The organism is Klebsiella sp. NPDC088457, assembly GCF_044900465.1.
GTDB lineage: Bacteria > Pseudomonadota > Gammaproteobacteria > Enterobacterales > Enterobacteriaceae > Klebsiella.
Window position 1 is genome coordinate 1 of the sequence record NZ_JBJDNH010000071.1, and the last position, 13,839, is coordinate 13,839.

The window sequence follows — 13,839 nt, forward strand, 5'->3', positions numbered from 1 at the left end:
GCCGGGATTCACTATCGGGCAGAAGAAAATGGCGCGATGAAGCACTTCGTCGACCGCAATAAAGACTGTATCGGCTGTCGCCAATGCGAAGAGATTTGCACCCAGAACGCGCTGGATATTATGGGCAAAGATGTCACCGTCAGCGAGCTGATGGCGATCATCATGCAGGATTATGACTTCTATATCTCCTCCGGCGGCGGGGTGACCATCGGCGGCGGCGAGATGAGCCTGCAAACCGATTTTGCCGTCGCGCTGTTCAGCGAATGCAAAAAGATGATGCTCAATACCGCCATCGAAACTCAGGGCACCACGCCGCTGGCGAATTATCAAAAGCTGGCGCCGGTCACCGACACCTTCTTATTCGATATTAAGCAAATTAATAGCCAGCACCATAAGGCCCTGTTTGGCATCGGTAATGAGGGGATTCGCCGCAATCTGGAATGGCTGGTGGATTCCGGCGCCAGCGTGATTGTGCGTATGCCGCTGGTACGCGGATATAACGATTCGTGGGACGCCATTACCGGCGCGATTGATTATGTGCAGAAGCTGGCGAAACGCGGAAATATCCGCCGCATCGATATGCTGCCGTATCACCAGTTGGGACGCAAAAAATATGAGCGCCTGGACATGCCCTACCCCATTACCCGGGACCCCTCTTACTCGCCGGCAGAGCTGGACCAACTGGAAACGTTCTTCACGCAGTTTGATTTTGATATTCGCTTAGTTCGCCATTAACAGGAGCCGACATGAAAAGTTTAGGCGTAATTGAAACGCGAGGGTTAGTCGCCGCCATTCAGGCCGTAGACGCCGCCTGCAAGGCCGCTGGGGTGACCTGCATTGGTTATCGCAAAGTCGGATCGGGGCTGGTCAGCGTCTGTTTCGAAGGTGAAATCAGCGCGATCCTCACCGCTATTGAGCGCGGCGTCGAGGTCGCCGGTACGGGGCAGCACGTCAATTCACTGGTTATCGCGCGCCCGGAACCCAGCGTGGTGACGGCGCTGAGCAATCTGAAAGGCCGCCCGCCGCGCCCGGCGGCCTCCACCAACCTCGCCTCCCCGATAGCGGATCAGGCCGGGAGCGACCTCAACGTTGCGGCGGTCACCCCGACCGCGCCGGCAAAAACCGAACCGACGACGCCCCCGGCCTCCGGTGAGTCGGCGGATAAAGGCACCGCGATGAAGAAAGGGAAAAAGGCATGATCGACACCCTGCTACAGGAAAAAATCGCCGCCCGCCTGACGCGCATCGCCGCGGAGATTCCGGTCGGCATCTCTAACCGCCACGTCCATCTGTCGCAGCAGGATGTCGAAACGCTTTTCGGCAAGGGCTACACGCTGACGCCGTTGAAAGCGCTACGCCAGCCGGGGCAGTTTGCCGCCGGGGAGTGCGTAACCGTCGTTGGGCCGAAAGGCTCGCTGACCAACGTCCGCGTCCTCGGTCCCACCCGCCCGGTCACCCAGCTGGAAATTTCCCGCGCCGACTGCTTCACCCTCGGGATTAACGCGCCGGTACGCGAGTCCGGGCAGTTGGATAACGCCGGCAGCGCCCTGCTGATTGGCCCGGCGGGCCACGTGGAACTCCATTCCCAGGTGATCTGCGCCTGGCGGCATATTCATATGTCGCCGCAGGATGCGCGGCGGCTGCATGTCAGCAACGGGCAGAAGGTGCGCGTAGGCAGCCGGGGCGAGCGTCAGCTGACGTTCGATGAAGTGGTGGTCCGGGTGCGGGAAGATTTTGCCCTCGAGTTCCATATCGATACCGAAGAAGCTAACGCCGCCGGGTTAAAAAACGGCGCGCTGGTCGCGCTTATCGCTTAACGGAGGCCCGCCATGACCGACGAACAAATCGAACGCCTGGTGACGCGAATTATCCAGCGGCTACAGCCGCCGGTGCTGGTGATGGTCAGCCCAGCCGCTGGCTACCGCCATGCGATCCGCAACCGTCTGGCGGGCTGCGGGCTGCCTCTGCATATCGCCCTGGATGACGGAATAACGGACGCCGCGCAGTGGCAGGCGCTCGGGGAGGTGATCCCCTCCGCCGTCTGGCACGAGGCGCTGCCCTCGCAGGCCTGGCGGGCCGTGGTGCTGCCGTTTCTCGACTACCCGCTGGCGGCGGACCTGCTGAACGGGGCTGTGCACCGCCCGCTCGCCAGACGGCTGCACGACGCGCTGCTGGCTGGCCTGCCGGTGCTGGCATTACGTTATCACTGCGATCCTGACAGCGAACTGAACCAGCTGCGCGGCGCGGCGAGCAATACGCCTTACGCCAGCCATCTGCGGTCCACCCTTGCCCGGCTGGAAGAGTGCGGGGTCACGCTGTGCACCATCCATGAGCTGCTGGCGAAGCTGGCTGCGGGAGCGGAAACAGGCCCGCAGGTTCCGGCGGCCGCGCCGCGTCGTTATCTCACCGTCACAGACATGGTGAATAATCCGGCGCTGGCTTCCGCTCCCGATGCCGTCCTGACCGATGCCGCTATCGATTTTTTAAAAAACAGAAAAAAAGAACCCTACCTTAATAAATAGATCCGGAGTTTATTATGTCTTCTAAAACAAAATGTTGGCTATGGATGCTGCTGGTTATCCTCTCGGAAACCTCCGCAACTTCGACGCTCAAAATGTTCGGTAGCAGCGAAGGGGTAACCAAAATGCTGCTGCTCGGGCTGCTGGTGGCGCTGTACTGCACCTGCTACTACTCGCTGTCCCGGGCGGTAAAAGATATTCCCGTCGGCCTGGCGTACGCCACCTGGTCCGGCACCGGTATTCTGGTGGTGTCGACGCTGGGGATGGCGTTTTACGACCAGCATCCGGATACCGCGGCCATTATCGGCATGGCGGTAATCGCCAGCGGCATCGTTATCATGAATCTGTTTTCTAAAATGGGCAGCGAGGAGAGCGCCGACATGCCCTCCGAGCCGGTTACTGCTCTGGATAAAAAGATCGCCAACTAACAGGAAAGGAATAGCATATGTTTAATCTCGGATTCTTATGGCTGGCGCTGTCCATCGGCTCAGAAATTACCGGCACCTCAATGATCAAAAAAACCAACGGCTTTAGCAAGCTGGCGCCGTCGGTGCTGGTGGTCTGCGCCTACGCGCTATGCTATTTCGCCCTCACCCGCGCGATGAGCACCATTCCGGTAGGAGTGGCCTATTCGCTGTGGTGCGGATTTGGCATTGTCGGCGTCACCATCTGCTCCATGATCCTGTATAAGCAAAAACCGGATCTGCCGGCGATCTTCGCCATGCTGCTGATCATCTCCGGCGGCATCATCATGAACGTCTTCTCCACGATGTAAGCGCAGACGGTAACCCGGGCATGGGTTTACCCCACGCCCGTTTCATGGCAGCAGGATAACCGTATGAACAGAATCGTCGTCATCGCCCGCCCATGTCGTTGGTGGCTGCCTGCATAACAGGCGGCACGATTTTCGTTTCCATTTTCAAAGCCGCCGGAAGGCGGCTTTGTTGTTTCTCAGTGACGTCTTTCGGCTTAATCGCACGGTAAGGAGTCTCTGATGAATACCACACCTACCATACTGACCGGCGACCGTCCCACCGGCCAGCTGCACCCCGGCCACTACGTAGGCTCTCTGCGCCAGCGGGCCCAGCTTCAGCACGATCATCGGCAATTTATTCTCGTGGCCGACCTGCAGGGGCTCACGGATAACGGCAGCGATCCGCAAAAACGACGATTTGTCTGCAATCCGCGCCATCTGCGGATCGCCGATCCCGGCCAAAGCGAAGGCAATGTCGTCTTTACTTATCTTGATGCCTTCCACCAGGATAACTCGCTGATTGCCGATATGAAGGCCCACTACCAGCGCGGTGGCCTGGGAGACCGGCAGTGTAAAAACGAGCTGGAGGATTGCCTGCAGACGCTACTGGCGCCGATACGCGAACGCCGGGCGACGATTATTGCCGAGAAAGGCATGCTGCTGGAATTGCTGCGTCAGGGCAGCGAACGGGCGCATCACCTCACACAGCAGACGCTGCATGAAGTGAAACGTGGGCTGGGGCTACCGGTACTGTTCTGAACGCCAGTGGCACGGCGCTTTAGCATTGCGGGTCGTGCCCACCCTCATACATCTTCACACAGTCGCGCCCGCTGCGCTTGGCAACGTACAGCGCGCTGTCGGCGTCACGCAGCAGCCGGTTGTAATCCGGATGACCGGTATGCACGGCATAGCCGATGCTGGCGGTAATCGCGATATCGGTCTCGCCGCCAACGTTAAACGAGAGCTGGCGGATAGTTTTGCGCAGGTGTTCAAGGAGCGTGAAGGCCTCGGCCGCACCGGTTTCCACCAGAACCAGCAGAAACTCCTCACCGCCATAGCGGAAGATGTAATCGCTGGAACGGATATTATCCCCGAGCAGGCCGGCAACGTGCTTGATCGCCCGGTCGCCCACCATATGGCCCCAGCTATCATTGATCTCTTTGAAATGGTCGATATCCACAATCGCTACCGTCATCGGCAGCTCATGTTCCATGGCGAGCGTGACCTCGTGCTTGAGGACCACCGGGAGATAGCGACGGTTTAACAGGCTGGTCAGAGAATCTTTGCCGCTCTGCATCTGCGACAGGCTGCTGAAGATAACCCCTAGCTGGTTGCCGATCTGCTGACAATGAATGTGGATCCCCTGCAGCAGGCTTTGCGTATTTTTATATTCTGCATCGCCGTTCGATGATTTCCAGCCGGTAATTAAACGATCGACCTGGCTAATTAAGCCGGTAATCTCTTCCATCTGGGTATTTTTATTAAAATAGCGCACGCATTTATGACGGAACCACAGGCCAAATTCTGACTCCGATAATAACGTCGCATTCATATCGCTCTTATTTTCACTGACGATATTAAAAATTGCGCTATTTTCCCATCCGGAGAGTGAAGCCTGCTGTTTACCATATTCCATCGGCACATTGTCCATCAGGCTATACAGGCGAAAAGCCTCTTCATTTTTGGTCGCCCGATAGTGCGATAGGGTGTAGGCATGGCACATCATCTCGATCGCCATATTAATCGCCATCACCGCGTAGTGGATGGTCGCCATCCCGGTCTGGTGGTCGATATCGCTGTCACGGACATATTCAATCAGCCCGGCCTTGAGCTGACGTGCGCCGCGCAGTACGGCCTCCGCCGGGATACCGATGCGCGCGTGAATGCTGCCAATATGATACTGCCGCTCTGCCAGCGCCTGCAGCTGCTCCTTATCGCTGGTCAGGATATCCTTGACCCACACCGCCAGTGAACGGCTGAGGCGTTCCTGCACCAGATCATAAGTCAGGTGGCGGGCAATATCAGGATCCTGAAAAATAAAGTCATAAAAGCGCGCCGCCAGCGCTTGCGCCTGCTCAGCGGCGATATTTTGCAGGACGGCTTTGACTTCCGCGCTCAGACCGTCGTACAGCGGCAGCCATTCCTTAAAAATAACGGAGATATATTTTTTGCTTTCATCGTTCATTGGATAAAGCACTCGCCGGGCGTAGGTCGCTTTTCAGGGGGCAAAGATCATACAACAGTTCGTCAGGGTCAACCAGATTGAAAATGCAGCAGCGCTGCTTTTCTCCCCAGGCGATCCTCGGTTCCGGTACGCCCGCCATTCCCGTAATTTCCATGCGGATAGCGTCACGGCGGGAGGGCGCCGTCTAACTACGGTAGCGGCGAGGATCGGGATGGCTGATGATGGCCGGAGGCCAGAGGGAGCAGAGCCACGTCCCGGTCTCCAGGGGCAGGCCGCCCCCTGAAGCGTTCAGAAGGTGACGGGGGTATTCACCCAAAGCACTTTGGCGACCACAGTGCCGACGTTACGATAGCCATGAGGGACCTGGCTTGGGAAATAAAAGGAATCGCCCTGCTCCAGTCGCCATACATCGTCACCGAGGCGCAACTCCAGCTCTCCCTCCAGCACATAGCCCATCTCTTCGCCGTGGTGCTCAATAAGGCCATCGCTGGCGACTCCGGGTTCGATAATATGAATATTGCCCTGCAGCAACCCGCCCTTGTGGTGCCAGGTCAGGTTCTCCAGCTCAATTCCCCCTTTTTTATTGCGTTGCAGAAAGCGTTTACGGTGACGCTGCGTCGGTTTGAGTACCGGAACGTCGGCCACCCAGTCTTCCGCCATCAGATCGGCAATACTGGTATCCAGCGCTTTGGCCAGCCGGTGGAGCATCGCCAGGGAGGGGCTGGCCGCTTCATTTTCCAGTTTTGAGAGCAAACTTTCCGAACAACCCACCTTCTGCGCCAGCTGTTTAAGCGTCATTTCCTGTACCAGCCTGGCATGACGCAATCGCATTCCCAGGCGCGTACCTGAAGATTTTAGGTCTGTATTTTTTTTCATGGATAAGGTTCATTAAGGCCAGCAACAGGCCCGCGACCGGCGGGCCCGAATATTATCAATCACGCCATTACGACAAATTGAATCTCTTTCGGCGAACAACCGTTGATCGGCACAATGTCCTGCGGACACGCGGACATCACCACCACACAGTCCAGCTCAGCGCGAATCTCTACATAATCACCTGCTTTGCTTACCGTGGGCAACCAGGAAATGGTGTAGTCAGGATTTACCGGCGTGTTCATCCACAGATTCAGCGGCTGTGGAACTTCGCGAGCGCGTAGCCCAATCGCCTTCAGCGCCATACGCATGTTATCCGCGCAACTGTCGTGGTACTCGTTAATCCCCATATTACTATAGCGATACAGGTCGCAGGCAGCGATCAGCGTATCGTGCACGCCAGGCGAGGTATCGGTCAGCAACGTTGCAATAGCCCGACGATGGTTGGTCGCCAGCACATCTCCCGGCTGCGGAATAATTTTGTCGATAAACGCGCGGGTATGCTCCATCGAGGCGAACTCGCTAAGATCGGCGCGGTTAAAAAACCAGGTATCGCAAACCTGGCTTCCCGGGCTGTTAATGATGCGAATCAGCTGGCCCTTTTGCAGAAGTACGGCGCGGCCGCAGCGCGGCGGGATGGTGTAGAGCTCGTTAATCACCGGCGCGCCATCGGGTGAAATCGGTGTCGTTGCCGTTGGATTCACGCCCAGGGCATCGCCGTTGTCTGGTTCGCAGCAGGTTGGGAAGTGGGTGATCGCAGTCATGGATAAACTCCTTCGATGGTACAGGAAAGCTCAGTCAGAGCGCAGGCTAAGGTACGAGCGCCAGCGGCCAACGAGCGCGGGTCAGTATATTCAGCCGGGTTATGGCTAATGCCTTGACGGCTGGGGACAAATAACATGCTGGTGGGACAGTGCTCCGCCAGATTCATCGCGTCATGAAACGCGCCGGACAGCAGCTCCATATGCGCAATATCCAGCGCATTGCCGGCGTTTTTCAAAACATGGTTCATGTGAGGATCAAAGGTGACCGGCGCTTTAGCTAATAGCGCGTCAACATTCACCCGTTCACAGACAAGCCCAGCCATCAACGTATCAAGTCGGGCTAGCGTTTCCCTTGCGGGATGGCGAAAATCCAGGGTAAAGCTTACGCAGGAAGGGATCGTGTTGATGGCGTTCGGGGTAATCTGCCAGCGACCGAAAGTGATGCGCAACTGTGTATCGTCGGCATCACACATTGCGTTTTCAATGCGTGCCGCTAGTTCCCGCGCCAGGCTCATCGCATCCTGACGAAGTGTCATCGGCGTGGTTCCCGCATGCGCCGATATCCCCTGACAGGTCACCTGATACCAGCGCACGCCCTGGATACCTTGCACCACCGCCAGGGACAAATCACGCGCTTCCAGTACCGGCCCCTGTTCGATATGCAGCTCCACAAAGCCAGCCATCTCCCGATTTGGCCGTTGTGGAATGTCAGCGAAACGCTGCTGATGACGCGCTAACGCCTCGCGAAATGGCACGCCATCTTCGCCAACGGTCACGAGATAGCGAGCCAGCCGCGCGGGATCGACAAAAGCGCTGGATCCCATCGCGCCAGGCGCGAAACGGCTTCCCTCTTCGTTAGTCCAGATCACCACTTCGATCGGGCGTTCCGTCTCCACCTGCGCGTCATTCAACGCCTTCAGGCACGCCAGCCCGGCGATAACCCCATAGCAGCCGTCATAATTACCGCCGCAGGGCTGCGTATCGATATGACTGCCGGTACTCACCGGCGGCAGAGGCAAACGCCCGGCGCGCCGGAAAAACAGGTTTGCCGCCGCGTCGCGGTAGACCTCACAGCCAAGTTCACGCGCGAGAGCGATAAGCCAGGCGCGCGCCTCAAGTTCCACTTCGCTCAGCGCCTGGCGATCGACGCCGCCGTTGGCCAGTTTGCCAAACCCGGCAAGCTGCGCCAGCAGCTGATTGAGCCAGGACTCATCCAGATAACGGGCGGCCCGTAAACTGGCTTCCTTCATGCTAATTTCTCCAGCTCTTCCGTTTGTAATGGACGACGAAACAGCGGCGCGAGGAAACTGCGCAACCGTTCGCTCTGCGGCTGGGTAAACATCTGCCGCGGCGTCCCGCTCTCGATGATGCGGCCATCGGCCATAAACACCAGCCGCGAAGAAATATGCGCGGCAAAGGCCATTTCATGAGTCACCATCACCATGGTCATGCCCTGCCCGGCCAGAGCGCGGATGACGTCGAGAACCTCTTCAACGCGTTCCGGATCGAGGGCGGAGGTAGGCTCATCCAACAGCAGTAATTCCGGGTTGAGCGCCAGGGCGCGGGCAATCCCTACCCGCTGCTGCTGCCCGCCGGACAATCGTACCGGCCAGTCATCAGATTTTTGCGCCATGCCGACGCGGGCGAGCGCGGACATAGCCGCTTGCTTCGCCTCATGTCGGGGCATCTTTTTCCCCAACACCAATGGCGCGACGACGTTTTCCAGGACGGTCATATGCGGCCAGAGATTGAACTGCTGAAAGACCATCGCCAGAGGCTTGCGCACCTCCGCAATCAGACCAGGGCTGTCGACATGCGCCGGGCCTCGCTGCGGGCCGGAATAGCCGAGGAGCTGCCCTTTAATCAGCACCTCGCCGTGGTCATAGGCTTCGAGAAAGTTCATGCAGCGTAGCGCGGTCGTCTTCCCGGAACCCGAGGGACCGATCAGCGTCACAATCTCCCCGTGATGGACGCTCAGATTGATATCATTCAGGACCACGTGGTTGGCGAATGACTTGCCTACATGACGCATTTCAAGCACGGGTGCGGATGTATTGCTCACATTATTCTCCGGTTCTTAATACATAGCTCAGCGTTCTGACGCCCAGACTCACGCCCTGGGCGAGAAGCCAGTAGCTGATGATCAGCAGGGTGTACGGCAGAATGTAGCTATAGGTGTTGGCGACAATCTGACTCGTCGTCATGGTCAATTCTGGTACGGTAATGATCGAGGCGATGGCGCTTTCTTTGATGGTCAGAATAAACTGGTTGCCGAGCAGCGGCAGCGCAAAGCGCACGGCCTGCGGCGTCTGGATATGCCAGAAGCAGCGTAGCGGGGAGATATTATTCGCTAGCGCGGCCTCTCTCTGTCCCGGTGGGATGCTGTTCCACGCCGCGCGAAATATTTCGCTAAAATAGGCCGCGCTATAGAGCATCAGAGACAGGATCGTGGCTTCGACGGCGCTGAGCATGACGCCGATCGAAGGCAGGCCGAAATAGATAACCGCCAGTTGCGCCAGGAACGGCGTACCGCGGATGATCCAGACATAGGTACGCCATAGACGAAAAGCCAGCCCGCTCTTGCGGCACAGGCCATTCATGGCAAACCCCAGGGCCATACCGCCGAACGCGGCGCACAAGCTGAGCCACAGGGTCACGCCTAGCGCCTGCAGATAATCAGGCAGATACTGCGCGAGTTCGCTCATCGTTGCTCCCTCTGCCAGTGCCGCTCCGCCTGGCGTCCCAGCAGGGCTAACAGGCTGGTTAGCAGCAAATATACCAACGCCACGGCCAGATACACCTGTAGCGGTTGATAGGTCGCGGACGCTAGTTGCTGCCCAACCCGCATCAGGTCGGTCAACGCAATCACCGACACCACCGCCGAAGCCTTCACCACGTCAATCAGTTCAGAGATCAATGACGGTAAGGTGGCGCGAACCACCTGCGGTACCTGAATGCGCCATAAAATTTGCCGCGGCGTGAGACCACAGATAGCCGCCGCTTCCATCTGGCCCGGAGCAAGGCTGGCAAACCCGCTTTGCAGGATCTGCGACTGATAGGCTGCCGTATTAAGGGTCAGCGCGAGAGCCGCCGCCAAAAAACCGGGAATATCCAGCCCGAGCCGGGAAGGCAGATAAAAGCAGAGTAAGAGCTGGACCAGCACCGGAGTGCCGCGAAACAGGCTGACCCATCCATGGGCCACATTGCGATATACCCGTAACGGACTTCTCGACAGGCGCCAGACGCCTATCCCCACGATAAATCCGGACGCCATCGCCATCAGGCACAGCGTTGCCGTCGTTAATGCCCCTTCCAGCAACACCGGGAGCCAGCGGACAAAGCTTGTAATGAAATCCGTCATCATCAGCGGCTCACAGCGCCGGAGCAGGCATGTCGGTTGCTGGAATGGCCATAGTGAAACCGAACCATTTTTGCTGAAGCGCGTTCATCGTTCCGTCACGGTTGGCCTCGACGATCCCGTCGCTAATCAATTTCACCAGCGACGCGCTGTCGGCATCCTTGCGCCCTACCCAGCCGAAGTAGGTCTGTGGGCCAAGCATTTCCGGTAAAGTCGCGAACACGCCTGGCCGCGTTTTAATCAGTGGTCCGAGGTTGGAAAGCGATTGGGCTACGCCATCCAGACGATGAGAGGCGAGGTCGGCATAGGCTTCATCAAACGCGACATACTGTTTGATCTCTTTAATGCCCGGTTTGCCGTCCGCGCGCAGCGCCTCATCGAAGGACTGCAAAACCTGTAGCTGGCCCGATCCTGCCTGTGAGCCGACCACTTTACCGTTCAGGTCTGCCGGGGCATGGATGGTGCTATCATCCGCCCGTTTCAACAGAGCGACCGTCGATTCCGCCACCGGCGCAGTAAAGGCGAAATGCTCAACCCGCTGTTTGTTTACCGTCACTGCCGTAACCACAAAATCGAATTTCCCGGCATCCAGTCCCGGGAGAATGCCCTGAAAGGGAAGATCCAGCTGTTTAACCTTTACCCCAGGGAGCGACTTTTCGAAGATATGGTTCATCAGATCCACGTCGTAGCCGACGATTTTACCGTTATCGACATATTCAAACGGGGCATAGCGCGCTTCGGTGGCCACCGTTATCACCTTCGCTTCCTTAATGCGTTGCAAAAGATCGGCGCTAAAGGCGGCAGACGAAAAAACGCTGGCGGATATCAGCATCGCCCAACAGGCGGGTAGGCAAAAATGGCTCGGTTTCATGGGTTCGCTCTCTGAAAGTGGTTTGAACTTTAGTCAAGTAACTTGAACAAAATGACAAAAGCATGAAATGTGCCAACCACTTCAAAGCGGCAAAAATAAAATCAACATATTGATAAATATAAAAATATATAAATTCAGGGTGTGAAGATAGATCGTGCTGGCGGGCGCTAAAAAATAGCGATGCACAAAATCAATGCCGCCGCTGCACGTTCGCAGTGCATAGCCGCACGGGATAGGATATTAACGTCTCTGTTTGTGTGGCGTGAGAAACGCCCGCTGGCACAGATAAAAAGAGGGGTTTTTAGGATGAAACCATCGCGGCCTGCCCTGGCGAAAACTATGGGCTGTTGCGGTTCATAAAGCGGCGCAGCAACCAGGTAAAGCCCATCGCCATGCCGAACAAAATAAATAACAGCGCTACCCAACTCAGAGAGATACGCAACAACGTACTCAGTGTCATATAGGGCTGCAGATAGACGGTAAAGGAGCGTGCGGCGGAGCGGCCCATGAGATCAAGCGCGCTGTCGGTGAGCCAGACAAACAGTCTGCAAACCAGCCAGATGATTGCCGGCCAGCACAGCAAAACCAGAAAGGTAAAACGTTCCTGAATCCCCCTGATGAGCTGGCGTAATGGCGACCAGTTAAGCAGGTTTTTCATTCCTTCTCCTGCGGTTGTCGTCCATACGGATGATCCAGGCGACTGCACTCCAGGCAATTCTCCCTGATTCGCAATGTCATGCTTTTTAACTCTGATTCTTTTGCAGTTAAGATTTTGTTAAGGAAATTAAGGCATTTCCGCCAGAAAGTCCAGTAATCAGGGCCATTTATGCTAACCGCATCATGAAATAAACGAGCAGAATACCATTCTTTTTCTGGCCGTTTTATTACGCCGGGAAGCACTAATTCACCACCAGAATATTAAATAATAAATCTATAAAATATCCTGCTACGACAGCTGGATTTATTTTCCCGCCATAAAAATGCCCTACCGCCTGACATAAAACCCATTATCTGACGCTACGCCACTGATGCAATTGCAACAGCGGTGTTGCCCGCTGCTGCAATTGCCACAGCCTGTAAAAAAAATCGCTCCATAATAATATGATAAAACAAGGAATTACCTGGCACATCCTGCTGGAACGCTTATTGCTATATCTGCTTATATTCCTGAGCGGTCTGAATAATTATTAATTGAGAGAATTAAGGAATATGGATAATAACTGGCTATTATTTGCTAATAGTCGGACACGTTAATAGCCAGGTTGATCCTGCTTAATCGTCGAGAGGCTGTTCTATGTCAGACAATATCAATAAGCCCATTCAGTTCGCCTACTGGGTGCCGAACGTTTCCGGGGGGCTGGTCATTAGCCAGATCGAGCAGCGGACCCACTGGAGCGCGGAGTATAACCGCCAGCTTGCGCAGATTGCCGAGCAGGCGGGTTTTGATTATGCCCTGACGCAAATCCGTTTCACCGCCGGTTATGGCGCGGATAATCAACATGAGTCAGTCACCTTTTCACAGGATATTCTCAGCCACACGTCGAAATTAAAGGTGATAGCCGCTCTGCTGCCCGGTCCCTGGAATCCGGTGCTGGCGGCAAAGCAGATTGCGACCATCAGCCATTTGTACGGACCGCGCATTGCGGTCAATATCGTTAGCGGCTGGTTTCGCGGCGAGTTTAAGGCGATCGGCGAACCCTGGCTCGATCACGAAGAGCGCTATTTACGTTCCGAAGAGTTTATCCGCTGCCTGAGAGGGATCTGGAATGAGGAGCACTTCACCTTTGCCGGCGATTTTTATCGTTTCCGCGACTATTCGCTGAAGCCAAAACCGCTCGATCCGCAGCCGGAGATCTTTCAGGGTGGCAGTTCGCGTGCGGCCAGAGATATGGCCGCGAGGGTGTCGGACTGGTATTTTACTAACGGCAACACGCCGGACGGGGTGCGTAAGCAGACGGAAGATATCCGGACAAAAGCGCAGGTGAACCAGCGCCGGGTGAAGGTGGGACTGAATGGATTTGTTATCGCCCGGGAGAGCGAACGCGAAGCGCAGGCCGTTCTGCAGGAAATCATTGCCAAAGCTAATCCGGATGCAGTGAAAGGCTTCGCTCATGAGGTCAAAAATGCCGGACAGTCTTCTCCGGAAGGTGAAGGCAACTGGGCCGCATCGACTTTTGACGATCTGGTGCAGTATAACGATGGTTTTAAAACCAATCTTATCGGCACGCCGCAGCAAATCGCCGAACGGATCGTTGAATTAAAGCGGGCGGGTGTGGATTTAATGCTGCTCGCTTTTCTCCATTTTCACGAAGAGGTGGCATATTTTGGCCGCGAGGTCATCCCTCTGGTGCGCGAGCTGGAAAAGCAGAAAGCCACAGTTTATCAACCGTAGCCGGCTACTATCATAAACGCAAAAATCATAAACGCAAAAAGCCCATCCGCGAGGATGGGCTTCTTACTGATTTGATGCCTGGCAGTTCCCTACTCTCACATGGGGAGACCCCACACTACCATCG

General features: G+C 56.2%; 17 protein-coding genes. 8 read left to right on the forward strand and 9 right to left on the reverse strand.

The annotated features are described in order from the left end of the window. The 7 genes from ACI2JR_RS26500 to ACI2JR_RS26530 form a co-directional block, all read left to right on the forward strand. Positions 1-735: glycyl-radical enzyme activating protein (locus ACI2JR_RS26500; protein ID WP_462479881.1), on the forward strand; the 735-nt coding region annotated here is incomplete at its 5' end. Positions 736-746: 11 nt separating this feature from the next. Continuing rightward, the gene (locus ACI2JR_RS26505) at positions 747-1,199 is read left to right on the forward strand and encodes a BMC domain-containing protein (protein ID WP_462479882.1); all 453 of its coding nucleotides are present in this window, start codon (positions 747-749) and stop codon (positions 1,197-1,199) included. Then, positions 1,196-1,816 carry a phosphate propanoyltransferase gene (locus ACI2JR_RS26510; RefSeq protein WP_132730066.1) on the forward strand — a complete coding sequence of 207 codons (621 nt, stop codon included), beginning with the start codon at positions 1,196-1,198 and terminating at the stop codon, positions 1,814-1,816. The genes ACI2JR_RS26505 and ACI2JR_RS26510 overlap by 4 nt, the downstream gene beginning before the upstream one ends. Before the next feature lie 12 nt (positions 1,817-1,828). Then, the gene (locus ACI2JR_RS26515) at positions 1,829-2,521 is read left to right on the forward strand and encodes a hypothetical protein (RefSeq protein ID WP_462479883.1); all 693 of its coding nucleotides are present in this window, start codon (positions 1,829-1,831) and stop codon (positions 2,519-2,521) included. A 14-nt stretch (positions 2,522-2,535) separates the two neighbouring features. Then, positions 2,536-2,946, forward strand: coding sequence for a DMT family transporter (locus ACI2JR_RS26520; RefSeq protein WP_462479884.1), 411 nt, complete (start codon positions 2,536-2,538; stop codon positions 2,944-2,946). A gap of 17 nt (positions 2,947-2,963) precedes the next feature. Continuing rightward, positions 2,964-3,293, forward strand: coding sequence for a DMT family transporter (locus tag ACI2JR_RS26525; RefSeq protein WP_132730069.1), 330 nt, complete (start codon positions 2,964-2,966; stop codon positions 3,291-3,293). 219 nt (positions 3,294-3,512) lie between these two features. Next, positions 3,513-4,031: a hypothetical protein gene (locus tag ACI2JR_RS26530; protein ID WP_462479885.1), complete on the forward strand. Its 519-nt coding sequence runs from the start codon at positions 3,513-3,515 to the stop codon at positions 4,029-4,031. A 19-nt stretch (positions 4,032-4,050) separates the two neighbouring features. On the opposite strand, the gene ACI2JR_RS26535 is transcribed toward ACI2JR_RS26530, so the two are convergent. The 9 genes from ACI2JR_RS26535 to ACI2JR_RS26575 form a co-directional block, all read right to left on the reverse strand. Then, the gene (locus tag ACI2JR_RS26535; RefSeq protein ID WP_132730071.1) at positions 4,051-5,457 is read right to left on the reverse strand and encodes a GGDEF domain-containing protein; all 1,407 of its coding nucleotides are present in this window, start codon (positions 5,455-5,457) and stop codon (positions 4,051-4,053) included. A gap of 288 nt (positions 5,458-5,745) precedes the next feature. Continuing rightward, positions 5,746-6,288 (reverse strand): helix-turn-helix domain-containing protein, encoded by a 543-nt coding sequence (locus ACI2JR_RS26540; protein WP_243655221.1) that lies wholly within the window; start codon positions 6,286-6,288, stop codon positions 5,746-5,748. Between the two features lie 104 nt (positions 6,289-6,392). Beyond that, on the reverse strand, positions 6,393-7,094 hold the full coding sequence (locus ACI2JR_RS26545) for a DUF1989 domain-containing protein (RefSeq protein WP_462479886.1): 702 nt from the start codon (positions 7,092-7,094) through the stop codon (positions 6,393-6,395). Beyond that, entirely contained in the window at positions 7,091-8,344 is a 1,254-nt protein-coding gene (locus ACI2JR_RS26550) for a M20 family metallo-hydrolase (RefSeq protein ID WP_462479887.1), read from the reverse strand. Before ACI2JR_RS26550 ends, ACI2JR_RS26545 begins: the two co-directional genes overlap by 4 nt. Next, positions 8,341-9,126 carry an amino acid ABC transporter ATP-binding protein gene (locus ACI2JR_RS26555; protein ID WP_132730096.1) on the reverse strand — a complete coding sequence of 262 codons (786 nt, stop codon included), beginning with the start codon at positions 9,124-9,126 and terminating at the stop codon, positions 8,341-8,343. Before ACI2JR_RS26555 ends, ACI2JR_RS26550 begins: the two co-directional genes overlap by 4 nt. Before the next feature lie 31 nt (positions 9,127-9,157). Continuing rightward, positions 9,158-9,799: an amino acid ABC transporter permease gene (locus tag ACI2JR_RS26560; protein ID WP_132730074.1), complete on the reverse strand. Its 642-nt coding sequence runs from the start codon at positions 9,797-9,799 to the stop codon at positions 9,158-9,160. Further along, positions 9,796-10,458, reverse strand: a complete 663-nt coding sequence (locus ACI2JR_RS26565) for an ABC transporter permease subunit (RefSeq protein WP_462479888.1) — start codon at positions 10,456-10,458, stop codon at positions 9,796-9,798. Before ACI2JR_RS26565 ends, ACI2JR_RS26560 begins: the two co-directional genes overlap by 4 nt. A gap of 7 nt (positions 10,459-10,465) precedes the next feature. Continuing rightward, positions 10,466-11,284, reverse strand: coding sequence for a transporter substrate-binding domain-containing protein (locus ACI2JR_RS26570; protein WP_165905730.1), 819 nt, complete (start codon positions 11,282-11,284; stop codon positions 10,466-10,468). A gap of 376 nt (positions 11,285-11,660) precedes the next feature. Continuing rightward, complete coding sequence (locus ACI2JR_RS26575) at positions 11,661-11,981, reverse strand: hypothetical protein (RefSeq protein ID WP_132730076.1); 321 nt, start codon at positions 11,979-11,981, stop codon at positions 11,661-11,663. Between the two features lie 636 nt (positions 11,982-12,617). Here ACI2JR_RS26575 and sfnG point away from each other — a divergent pair. Next, a complete protein-coding gene (gene sfnG, locus ACI2JR_RS26580; protein ID WP_132730077.1) occupies positions 12,618-13,715 on the forward strand; it encodes a dimethylsulfone monooxygenase SfnG in 1,098 nt (365 codons plus the stop codon). The last annotated feature ends 124 nt before the right edge of the window (positions 13,716-13,839 follow it).

What these genes read in the sequence shown, in the direction of transcription:
- ACI2JR_RS26505 (WP_462479882.1), top strand. Translation starts at nt 747, where the DNA reads ATGAAAAGTTTAGGCGTAATTGAAACGCGAGGGTTAGTCGCCGCCATT.
- ACI2JR_RS26510 (WP_132730066.1), top strand. Translation starts at nt 1,196, where the DNA reads ATGATCGACACCCTGCTACAGGAAAAAATCGCCGCCCGCCTGACGCGC.
- ACI2JR_RS26515 (WP_462479883.1), top strand. Translation starts at nt 1,829, where the DNA reads ATGACCGACGAACAAATCGAACGCCTGGTGACGCGAATTATCCAGCGG.
- ACI2JR_RS26520 (WP_462479884.1), top strand. Translation starts at nt 2,536, where the DNA reads ATGTCTTCTAAAACAAAATGTTGGCTATGGATGCTGCTGGTTATCCTC.
- ACI2JR_RS26525 (WP_132730069.1), top strand. Translation starts at nt 2,964, where the DNA reads ATGTTTAATCTCGGATTCTTATGGCTGGCGCTGTCCATCGGCTCAGAA.
- ACI2JR_RS26530 (WP_462479885.1), top strand. Translation starts at nt 3,513, where the DNA reads ATGAATACCACACCTACCATACTGACCGGCGACCGTCCCACCGGCCAG.
- ACI2JR_RS26535 (WP_132730071.1), bottom strand. Translation starts at nt 5,457, where the DNA reads ATGAACGATGAAAGCAAAAAATATATCTCCGTTATTTTTAAGGAATGG.
- ACI2JR_RS26540 (WP_243655221.1), bottom strand. Translation starts at nt 6,288, where the DNA reads ATGCGATTGCGTCATGCCAGGCTGGTACAGGAAATGACGCTTAAACAG.
- ACI2JR_RS26545 (WP_462479886.1), bottom strand. Translation starts at nt 7,094, where the DNA reads ATGACTGCGATCACCCACTTCCCAACCTGCTGCGAACCAGACAACGGC.
- ACI2JR_RS26550 (WP_462479887.1), bottom strand. Translation starts at nt 8,344, where the DNA reads ATGAAGGAAGCCAGTTTACGGGCCGCCCGTTATCTGGATGAGTCCTGG.
- ACI2JR_RS26555 (WP_132730096.1), bottom strand. Translation starts at nt 9,126, where the DNA reads ATGCGTCATGTAGGCAAGTCATTCGCCAACCACGTGGTCCTGAATGAT.
- ACI2JR_RS26560 (WP_132730074.1), bottom strand. Translation starts at nt 9,799, where the DNA reads ATGAGCGAACTCGCGCAGTATCTGCCTGATTATCTGCAGGCGCTAGGC.
- ACI2JR_RS26565 (WP_462479888.1), bottom strand. Translation starts at nt 10,458, where the DNA reads ATGATGACGGATTTCATTACAAGCTTTGTCCGCTGGCTCCCGGTGTTG.
- ACI2JR_RS26570 (WP_165905730.1), bottom strand. Translation starts at nt 11,284, where the DNA reads ATGCTGATATCCGCCAGCGTTTTTTCGTCTGCCGCCTTTAGCGCCGAT.
- ACI2JR_RS26575 (WP_132730076.1), bottom strand. Translation starts at nt 11,981, where the DNA reads ATGAAAAACCTGCTTAACTGGTCGCCATTACGCCAGCTCATCAGGGGG.
- sfnG (WP_132730077.1), top strand. Translation starts at nt 12,618, where the DNA reads ATGTCAGACAATATCAATAAGCCCATTCAGTTCGCCTACTGGGTGCCG.